General features: G+C 40.9%; 8 protein-coding genes and 1 rRNA gene. 8 read left to right on the top strand and 1 reads right to left on the bottom strand.

Annotated elements, in window-relative coordinates; translation table 11 throughout:
* A 5S ribosomal RNA gene (gene rrf, locus BK583_RS20370) occupies positions 1-107 on the top strand; the annotation flags it as partial.
* Positions 108-503: 396 nt separating this feature from the next.
* Here the strand turns inward: rrf and BK583_RS20365 are convergent.
* On the bottom strand, positions 504-983 hold the full coding sequence (locus BK583_RS20365; protein WP_055736628.1) for an SRPBCC family protein: 480 nt from the start codon (positions 981-983) through the stop codon (positions 504-506).
* Positions 984-1,187: 204 nt separating this feature from the next.
* On the opposite strand from BK583_RS20365, the gene BK583_RS20360 reads away from it, so the two are divergent.
* The 7 genes from BK583_RS20360 to BK583_RS20330 all read left to right on the top strand — a co-directional run bounded on the left by BK583_RS20360 (position 1,188) and on the right by BK583_RS20330 (position 9,589).
* A complete protein-coding gene (locus tag BK583_RS20360) occupies positions 1,188-1,658 on the top strand; it encodes a CtsR family transcriptional regulator (RefSeq protein WP_038475726.1) in 471 nt (156 codons plus the stop codon).
* 16 nt (positions 1,659-1,674) lie between these two features.
* Positions 1,675-2,217, top strand: a complete 543-nt coding sequence (gene mcsA, locus BK583_RS20355; RefSeq protein WP_038475729.1) for a protein-arginine kinase activator protein McsA — start codon at positions 1,675-1,677, stop codon at positions 2,215-2,217.
* On the top strand, positions 2,214-3,284 hold the full coding sequence (mcsB, locus tag BK583_RS20350; RefSeq protein WP_038475732.1) for a protein-arginine kinase McsB: 1,071 nt from the start codon (positions 2,214-2,216) through the stop codon (positions 3,282-3,284). The genes mcsA and mcsB overlap by 4 nt, the downstream gene beginning before the upstream one ends.
* 30 nt (positions 3,285-3,314) lie before the next feature.
* The gene (gene clpC / locus BK583_RS20345; protein WP_038475735.1) at positions 3,315-5,768 is read left to right on the top strand and encodes an ATP-dependent protease ATP-binding subunit ClpC; all 2,454 of its coding nucleotides are present in this window, start codon (positions 3,315-3,317) and stop codon (positions 5,766-5,768) included.
* A gap of 107 nt (positions 5,769-5,875) precedes the next feature.
* Positions 5,876-7,249 carry a DNA repair protein RadA gene (gene radA, locus BK583_RS20340; RefSeq protein ID WP_055736629.1) on the top strand — a complete coding sequence of 458 codons (1,374 nt, stop codon included), beginning with the start codon at positions 5,876-5,878 and terminating at the stop codon, positions 7,247-7,249.
* Positions 7,250-7,254: 5 nt separating this feature from the next.
* The gene (disA, locus tag BK583_RS20335; protein WP_038475741.1) at positions 7,255-8,328 is read left to right on the top strand and encodes a DNA integrity scanning diadenylate cyclase DisA; all 1,074 of its coding nucleotides are present in this window, start codon (positions 7,255-7,257) and stop codon (positions 8,326-8,328) included.
* A 154-nt stretch (positions 8,329-8,482) separates the two neighbouring features.
* Positions 8,483-9,589 (top strand): PIN/TRAM domain-containing protein, encoded by a 1,107-nt coding sequence (locus BK583_RS20330; protein ID WP_055736630.1) that lies wholly within the window; start codon positions 8,483-8,485, stop codon positions 9,587-9,589.
* Positions 9,590-9,673: the final 84 nt, after the last annotated feature.

Raw genomic sequence — 9,673 nt, 5'->3', positions numbered from 1 at the left:
AATAGCAAAGAGGTCACACCCGTTCCCATGCCGAACACGGTCGTTAAGCTCTTTTGCGCCGATGGTAGTTGGGGGCTTCCCCCTGTGAGAGTAGGACGTTGCCAGGCAATCAGAAGACACCTGAAAAGGTGTCTTTTTTTGCGTAGAAAGAAAAGCGCAAAAGAGCTACGCTTCGGCAGAAGCGAGCCAAACAAAAAAGTAATCATATGAAACGAGCACAATAAAAAAGAACACCATGAAAAAACATCAAAGGAAAGCAGCGTGCTTCCCCAGTGAGACGAAAGGGTTGTTTTCGTAAAAGCTTCATGGGAAGCATCGGGGATCTATCAACGAGAGGAACGTCCTCGAAGAAAACCACCGTGGAGCAGTAGGACGTTGCCAGGCAATGAGAAAGACACCTGAAAAGGTGTCTGTTTTTGCGTAGAAAGAAAGGCCCAAAAGAGCTGCGCTTCGGCATATGCAGATCGCACAGTGAAGCGGTTTTTCGTTTAGTAAGCAGCCGTTTAAGACAAGTGATTCGCAGTTTTCTTATTGAACCTCTCTTCTAATATGTTATAGCGATACTCAAAAATTTCTTCTAATCGACTCTTGACGGTTATCGAATGTGCAAGCTGTCCAATAAAGTGAAAAGGTAAGCTGTAATGGACGATGTCAGTCATCTTCACACCTTTTTCTGTTTCTGAAAAATGATGCTGGTGGTGCCATAGCTTAAATGGTCCAAATCGTTGTTCATCAATAAAATAAGATTGGTCGACTACTTGAGTAATTTCCGTTATCCACGTTAAAGGAATAGAAAGTAGAGGGCTAACCTTATACGTAATTAGTTGTCCTGGATAAATGTGCTCTCCAGGAGAATTGGTAATTGTGAATTTCATATAACTCGGTGTAATAGCTTGGAGATTTTCAGCACTAGAAAAAAAAGCCCAAGCATCATCTAGAGAGATAGCTAACAGTTGTTCGCGTTTTAACATGTACACTCGCATAAATATGCACCTTCCTAACAGGAAAAACAATACCCTTTTAAAAAAAATTAAAACAAGATAGTGGAATCTAGTCTAGAAGATGTCGGCTTGGTCATAATAGAGATAGTTAGTTGTTGAAGTTTTTAATTAAACAGCTTATAATAAAGCTATTAATAGTCAAATATAGTCAAAGTCAATGTTGTCCTTTCCTAGGAGGGTTGATTGATGAGTAATATAACGGACTTAATTGAACAATATTTAAAAATGACATTGACTCGTAGCGGAAAAGAATTGTTGGAAATAAAGCGGAGTGAACTGGCGAAACAGTTTCAATGTGTGCCATCCCAAATTAATTATGTAATTAGTACGCGTTTTACTTTGGAAAAAGGGTATATAGTGGAAAGTAAGCGAGGTGGTGGCGGTTATATTCGCATCACGAAAGTAGAGTCACATGAGGATGCCGCTTTATTTAATCATATGCAAAGTTTAATTGGCTTGAAAATTGACCAACAAACCGCGCAAAATATTGTGTTTCGTCTTTATGAAGAAGAGGCGATTACAAAACGCGAGGCGAAAATCATGTCTAGCATATTAGAGAGAGAGCTTTACAAATCCACAATAGAACATCGAGATGAAGTTCGTGCTAATCTTTTAAAAGCAATGATAGAGACGCTCAAATATACGGAAAATCACTAGTTGAGAGGTGATCATCATGGTGTGCCAAGAATGTAATATGCGGCAAGCTACACTGCATTTTACAAAAATTATTAACGGAAAGAAAACAGAGATGCACGTATGTGAACAGTGTGCAAGAGAAAAAGGCGAGGCGATACCAGGGACAGACAGTTTCTCGATCCATCACCTTTTTTCAGGCTTATTCAATACAGACGATAGCAATGCTACACAACGAGATCAAAGTGCAAAAGCTGAATTAACGTGTCCAAATTGTGGACTTAGTTATGAGAAATTCCTTCATATTGGTCGTTTTGGTTGTGCAAGCTGTTATGAGACGTATTCACCAAAACTTTCCTCTGTTTTTAGAAGAGTACATGGTGGAAACAGTAAGCATAGTGGTAAGATTCCCAAACGCATTGGGGAAACCATTCAGATTGAACAGCGAATTGAAGAAATGCGAGAAATACTAAATGAGCATATTCAAAAAGAAGAGTTCGAGAAAGCTGCAGAATTACGTGATGAAATAAGAGCTTTAACAAAGCAAAAAGACATTCCTAAGGAAGGAGGGGAAGAGGGGTGAGCTTAAATCAATTTTTAGAACATGCGATTAGCCCTTGGATGAAGAAAGACGGGATTGAATCGGATATTGTTTTAAGTAGTCGAATACGATTAGCAAGAAATATGAATGCCTTTACCTTCCCTATTCTTTCCTCAAAGGAAGAAGCGTACACCGCCTCTCAATTTATAAAGGAGGCGCTAGCTTCCACTCAAACAAGTGCTCTTGGAAACGCAGAGATGCTAACTATGGACGAAATGAAAACGAACGATAAACGAATTCTTGTCGAAAAACATTTAATTAGTCCTCACTTGGCTGAGCAATCAAAACACGGTGCGGTCTTGTTAAGTGAAGATGAATCGGTAAGTATCATGGTAAATGAAGAAGATCATATTCGAATTCAAGTGCTAACAGCGGGTTTTGACTTGGACCATACGTACCAAGCTGCAAGTTCTTTAGATGATTGGATGGAGTCTCACCTAACTTATGCATACGATAGACAATACGGGTACTTAACGAGTTGTCCGACAAATGTTGGAACAGGGATGAGAGCATCTGTCATGATGCATCTACCGGCTCTTGCCATCACTCAACAGCTACAGCGAATCTTGCCGGCAATTAATCAACTAGGTCTGGTGGTTAGAGGAATTTATGGAGAAGGTAGCGAAGCATTAGGGAACCTTTTTCAAATATCCAATCAAATGACTTTAGGGAAGTCAGAGCAAGATATTATTGAGGACCTACAGGGCGTGGTGAAGCAATTAATTCAACAAGAACGTGCTGCTAGAGGGTCCTTATTGGATCACTCGCATTTGAAGTTAACAGATCGCGTTCACCGGTCATTAGGAGTGCTTTCTCATAGTCATATTATTGACTCTAAAGAAGCAACGAGAAGGCTCTCTGATGTAAGACTGGGTATTGACTTAGGCATGATTGAGGGCATTTCTGCAAGCATTTTAAATGAACTCATGATTGTCACGCAGCCTGGCTTTTTGCAAAGGTACGCAGAAACGGTATTGTCTCCTGAACAAAGAGACGAAAGGCGAGCAACCTTAATTAGAGAACGATTAAAGCTAGAATACATGAACTAGTAATACAATCCTTTGGAGGTGTCATCATTTATGATGTTTGGAAGATTTTCTGAGCGTGCACAGAAGGTATTAGCGCTTTCACAAGAAGAGGCAATTCGTTTAAGTCACCACAATATTGGAACAGAGCACATTCTCTTAGGCTTAATTCGCGAAGGAGAAGGAATTGCGGCAAAGGCTTTACAACAGCTAGGACTTGGTTCAGATAAATTACAAAAAGAAGTGGAGGGGCTGGTAGGAAAAGGTCAAGAAGGACAAAAGAGTATACACAGCACGCCACACTATACCCCTCGTGCGAAAAAAGTAATTGAGCTTTCAATGGATGAGGCTAGAAAGCTTGGCCATTCCTATGTAGGTACTGAACATATCTTGTTAGGGTTAATTCGTGAAGGAGAAGGTGTTGCGGCACGAGTTCTAAATAACCTTGGTGTGAGTCTGAATAAAGCAAGACAGCAAGTGTTACAACTTCTCGGTAGCAATGAGGGTGGTAGTTCAGCACAGGCTAATGGCTCAGCTGCTAATGCAAATACACCAACATTGGATAGCTTAGCTCGTGATTTAACGGCTATCGCCCGTGAAGAAACCCTTGATCCTGTTATCGGGCGAGGGAAAGAAATAGAGCGAGTGATTCAAGTATTAAGTCGCCGTACGAAAAACAACCCTGTTCTAATCGGCGAGCCGGGTGTAGGTAAAACGGCGATTGCAGAAGGTCTTGCTCAAAGTATTATCGCGAATGAAGTGCCTGAAACGTTACGAAATAAGCGTGTAATGACCCTGGATATGGGAACGGTAGTAGCTGGAACCAAATACCGTGGTGAATTTGAAGATCGTTTGAAAAAGGTGATGGACGAAATTCGTCAAGCAGGTAATGTTATCTTATTTATTGATGAACTGCACACACTCATTGGAGCAGGCGGTGCAGAAGGAGCGATTGATGCTTCCAACATTTTAAAACCGTCATTAGCTCGTGGCGAATTACAATGTATTGGTGCTACCACCCTTGATGAGTACCGCAAGTACATTGAGAAGGATGCTGCACTTGAACGACGCTTCCAACCGATTCAAGTAGATGAGCCAACCTTGGATGAATCCATTCAAATTTTGTACGGCTTGCGTGACCGTTACGAAGCTCATCACCGTGTAACCATTACAGATAGTGCTGTAGAAGAAGCGGTAAAGCTTTCAGACCGTTACATTTCGGATCGCTTTCTACCAGATAAAGCGATTGACTTAATTGATGAAGCGGCGTCAAAAGTACGTTTACGTTCATATACAGCACCTCCTAATTTAAAAGAATTAGAAGCGAAATTAGAAGAAACGCGAAAAGAAAAAGATGCTTCTGTACAAAGCCAAGAGTTTGAAAAAGCGGCTTCTCTCCGTGATTCTGAGCAACGTCTTCGTGAAGAGCTTGAAGAGATGAAGAATGAGTGGAAGAAAAAGCAAGGTCAGGAGAATACCGAAGTTGTTGTTGAAGATATTGCTCAAGTTGTAGCGAGCTGGACAGGAATTCCGGTTTCGAAGCTAGCGGAAGAAGAGACAGAACGTTTGTTGAAAATGGAAAGCATTCTGCATGATCGGATTGTTGGTCAGGAAGAAGCCGTTAAATCCATTTCAAAAGCGGTGCGTCGTGCGAGAGCTGGTTTAAAAGATCCGAAGCGTCCCATTGGATCGTTTATCTTCCTAGGGCCAACGGGTGTAGGTAAAACGGAATTAGCTCGTGCAGTGGCAGAGACGTTATTCGGTGACGAAGATTCCGTTATTCGTATTGATATGTCAGAGTATATGGAGAAGCACGCAACGAGTCGTCTTGTTGGTTCTCCTCCTGGCTACGTTGGACACGAAGAAGGCGGTCAATTAACAGAAAAAATTCGTCGTAAACCTTATTCCGTGATTTTATTAGACGAAATCGAAAAAGCGCATCCTGATGTGTTCAACATCTTGCTACAAGTCTTAGAGGATGGTCGTTTAACCGATTCGAAAGGGAGAACGGTTGACTTCAGAAATACGGCTGTGATTATGACGTCAAACGTTGGCGCTTCTCAATTAAAACGGAATAAATATCTTGGCTTCTCAACGGAAACAGAAGGTCAAGAATATAAAGACATGAAGGATCGGGTTATGTCTGAGCTTAAAAACAGCTTTAGACCTGAATTTTTAAACCGAATCGACGAAATCGTTGTGTTCCATTCTCTTGAGAAAAAACATGTTCGTGAAATCATTACGATGATGGCGGATCAGTTGAAACAACGCTTATCTGAACAAGGTATTGATTTTGAACTAACAGAAGAGGCAAAAGATAAAATTACTGAGGCTGGTTATGATCCTGAATATGGTGCTCGCCCGTTACGTCGTGCACTTCAAAAAGAAGTAGAGGATCGTTTGTCTGAGGAATTGCTAAAAGGAACGATTGTTAAAGGACAAAAAGCCGTGATTTATGTAAAAGACGGAGAGCTTGCTGTAGAAGCAAAAGAAGAAACAAGCGTATAATTTAGGTAAACCGGAGGACATTTCGCCTCCGGTTTTTTTAAAAATCAAGCGTTTTTTCCTTGTTTTTGGTACACTTGGCGTAGTGGAATATAACGGAGGAATAAGCGATGGCAAAAGTAAAAACAAAGTTTGTCTGTCAAGAATGTGGCTATGAGTCAGCGAAGTGGATGGGGAAGTGTCCAGGGTGTCAAAGTTGGAATACCCTCGTTGAAGAAAAAGCCGTTCAAGAGAAACAGCGTTCAAGAAGTTATGTAACATCTGGAACGACTGTGCATAAAGCACAGCCTATTACTAAAGTGGTAGGGGAAAAAGAGCCTCGGGTTAGCACAACGATGCCAGAATTAAACCGAGTGCTTGGTGGAGGCATCGTTCCGGGTTCACTTGTTTTAGTAGGTGGCGACCCGGGTATTGGAAAGTCAACGCTACTATTGCAACTATCTGCGAAATTAGCAAATACGAAAGAACGAGTTCTTTATATTTCAGGAGAAGAGTCGGTTAAACAAACGAAGCTAAGAGCAGATCGCTTAGAACTAACTTCTGAAGATTTATACGTACTCGCTGAGACAGATGTGTCACTCATTGAACAAGCTATTGATGAAGTGCATCCTTCGTTAGTTATTATTGATTCGATTCAAACCGTGTATCAAGAGGATATAACCTCTGCTCCAGGAAGTGTTGCGCAAGTGCGCGAATGCACAGCGACGTTTATGCGCATTGCTAAAACAAGAGGCACCGCAGTCTTTATTGTTGGGCATGTGACAAAACAAGGATCCATCGCAGGTCCGAAGCTGCTTGAGCATATGGTAGACTCGGTCTTGTATTTTGAAGGGGAACGACACCACACGTACCGTATTTTAAGAGCGGTGAAAAATCGATTTGGCTCCACAAATGAAATGGGTATTTTCGAAATGAAAGAGCTTGGTTTAGAGGAAGTCTTGAACCCATCAGAAATCTTTCTTGAGGAACGGTCACAAGGAGCAGCTGGCTCGGTTGTGGTGGCATCGATGGAAGGAACCCGACCTGTTCTTGTTGAATTACAAGCATTAATCTCCCCGATGGGCTTTGGGAATCCAAGAAGGATGGCAACAGGCTTAGATCACAACCGGGTATCTCTCATAATGGCTGTTCTTGAAAAGCGGGTAGGGATGCTTTTACAAAACCAAGACGCCTATTTAAAGGTTGCCGGTGGTGTGAAGCTAGATGAGCCAGCCATTGATCTTGCTATTGCATTGAGTATCGCATCAAGCTTTCGTAATCAGCCTACAGAACCGATGGATGTAGCCATTGGTGAAGTGGGACTGACCGGTGAGATTAGACGAGTATCGAGAATTGAACAACGAGTTAATGAAGCATTTAAACTAGGTTTTAAACGAGTTATTATACCGGAAAAGAATTTAGGTGGTTGGACCGTACCAGATGGCATTGAGGTCGTAGGTGTTCCAACTCTTGATAAAGCGCTCGATGTTGCATTAGGGAGGTAGAGAGAATGGAAGAAAGAAATCGAACAGCTTTTATCCAGAATATATTAAAATTAGTGGCGCCTGGAACCCCTTTGCGAGCAGGGATTGATAATGTATTGCGTGCCAATACAGGTGGCTTGATTGTCCTAGGCTATAACAATGAAATGATGAATATTGTTGATGGTGGCTTTTTTATCAATAGTGATTTTTCACCCGCTTATTTATATGAGTTAGCAAAGATGGATGGTGCCATTATTCTAAGTGAAGACGGAAAACGAATTTTGTATGCAAATACCCAGCTTGTTCCTAACAACAATATTACATCAAGTGAAACGGGAATTCGCCATCGGTCTGCTGAACGTGTCGCAAAGCAAACAGGGAATCTAACAATCTCCATCTCTCAAAGAAGAAATGTGATTACACTTTATCAAGGTGAGCACCGATATGCACTAAAGGACATTGGTGTCATTTTGACAAAAGCAAATCAAGCCATTCAGACACTAGAAAAATATCGTGCTGTACTGGATCAAAGTATTACGAATTTAGGAGCTATGGAATTTGAGCAGCTTGTAACGTATAGCGATGTGGTACAAGTGATTCATCGAATTCAAATGGTGTTACGCATTAAGCAAGAAATTCAAAACTTTATTTTGGAGTTAGGCGACGAAGGGCGTCTCATTACGATGCAGCTCAAGGAGCTTGTATCCAATACCGAGCAAGAAGCCATCCATTTGTTAAAAGATTATTCAAAAGATCGCCATCAAGACGTTACGAAAACATTAGCAGATTTAACGAGTTTATTGAATGAAGATTTGCTCGATGAACAAGCGATCATCAAAGCGCTAGGGTTTGGACGAGCAACGAATATTCTTGATCAAGCAGCTTCGCCTAGAGGGTACAGAATCTTGCACCGTATTCCGAGATTGCCGTCTCAAATTATTGAAAATGTTATTAATGAATATGGTCACTTATCAAGCGTTATGGTAGCAACGGTTGAGCAACTGGACGAAGTTGATGGAATTGGTGAAGCGCGGGCAAAAATGATTAAAAACGGTTTAAGTCGTATACAGGAACAGTTGTTTGTCGACCGACACATTTAAACAAAAAGAAGGGGAGAACCCTTCTTTTTGTGTCTAAATTAAAACGTTAATCTTGTATAATTCAAGATTTCATGTTTTTTTGTGGGAAATACAGTTTGCTAGGTTTGAGAGTTGTATACTTGTCTATAATAGCTACAAGGAGGTGTATACATGCATGCTTAAATGGATTATTCAAATCTTTTTTATACTAGCCGGAGCTACTTTAGGTATCTTTTTTATTCCGGAGTTATTCGATGCGACAGGCTATAACGTACCCACTTGGTTAGATACCCCATATACAGGAGCGACCATCGGTGCACTACTATTTTTTATCGTATCGTTGTTTATCGCACGTTATATTGTTAATTTTTTCAAAATGGTCGAAGAAACGATAGTGAAAGCGCCAATAGCAGACGTTATAACTGGATCAATAGGTCTTATTATCGGCTTAATTGTTGGGTATCTAGCTGGTACGCCGTTAAATGCATTAAATTTACTTGTCATCAGTAACATCTTGCCAAGTTTTATTACCATTTTGGTTGGCTATCTTGGCTTCCAAATTGGCTTTAAAAAGCGTGATGATATGGTTCAATTCATCCAATCCATGCGTATTCCAAGAGAGCGAGACAATCAAAAGAAAAAAGACCAGGAAGAGAATGAGGGTAAGCAAGGTCAACATCTGAAGATTCTTGATACGAGCGTCATTATTGATGGACGAATCGCCGACATTTGTCAAACAGGGTTTTTAGAAGGGACGCTTGTTATTCCGCAATTTGTACTAGATGAATTGCAATATATTGCTGACTCATCCGATGCATTAAAACGAAATCGGGGTAGAAGAGGTCTTGATATATTAAATCGCATTCAAAAAGAGCTCCCTATTGATGTGGAGATCTATGAAGGGGATTTCGAAGAGATACAAGAGGTCGATAGCAAGCTTGTAAAGTTAGCAAAAGTAACATCTGGAATGGTTGTTACAAATGACTTTAACCTGAATAAAGTGTGTGAACTGCAAGGTGTACAAGTGTTAAACATTAATGATTTAGCCAATGCAGTAAAGCCAGTCGTTTTACCTGGAGAGGTCTTAAGCGTTCATGTAATTAAAGAAGGAAAAGAACATCACCAAGGCGTCGCCTATTTAGATGATGGAACAATGATTGTCGTTGAAGGTGGGCGAGAGTGGATTAATAAGCATACAGATGTGACCGTTACAAGTGTACTGCAAACGAGTGCCGGTCGGATGATTTTTGCAAAGCCAAAGTCTTTAGAAAAAGCACAGTAACCATTTCTTAAACCCGTCCTTCAAAAAGGGCGGGTTTTTTGAGCAATTGTAGCTTCCATGGTAAACTACGAATAAGGAATAATT

This window comes from Shouchella oshimensis (assembly GCF_002019765.1).
Taxonomy (GTDB): domain Bacteria; phylum Bacillota; class Bacilli; order Bacillales; family Bacillaceae_D; genus Shouchella; species Shouchella oshimensis.
The sequence above is the reverse complement of the archived record's forward strand: the minus strand, read 5'-3'. Positions and strand labels throughout refer to the sequence as shown.

Excerpts from the sequence above, each read along its gene's own strand:
- radA (WP_055736629.1), top strand. The coding sequence starts at position 5,876 with ATGGCAAAAGTAAAAACAAAGTTTGTCTGTCAAGAATGTGGCTATGAG.
- BK583_RS20360 (WP_038475726.1), top strand. The coding sequence starts at position 1,188 with ATGAGTAATATAACGGACTTAATTGAACAATATTTAAAAATGACATTG.
- BK583_RS20365 (WP_055736628.1), bottom strand. The coding sequence starts at position 983 with ATGCGAGTGTACATGTTAAAACGCGAACAACTGTTAGCTATCTCTCTA.
- clpC (WP_038475735.1), top strand. The coding sequence starts at position 3,315 with ATGATGTTTGGAAGATTTTCTGAGCGTGCACAGAAGGTATTAGCGCTT.
- BK583_RS20330 (WP_055736630.1), top strand. The coding sequence starts at position 8,483 with ATGCTTAAATGGATTATTCAAATCTTTTTTATACTAGCCGGAGCTACT.
- mcsA (WP_038475729.1), top strand. The coding sequence starts at position 1,675 with ATGGTGTGCCAAGAATGTAATATGCGGCAAGCTACACTGCATTTTACA.
- disA (WP_038475741.1), top strand. The coding sequence starts at position 7,255 with ATGGAAGAAAGAAATCGAACAGCTTTTATCCAGAATATATTAAAATTA.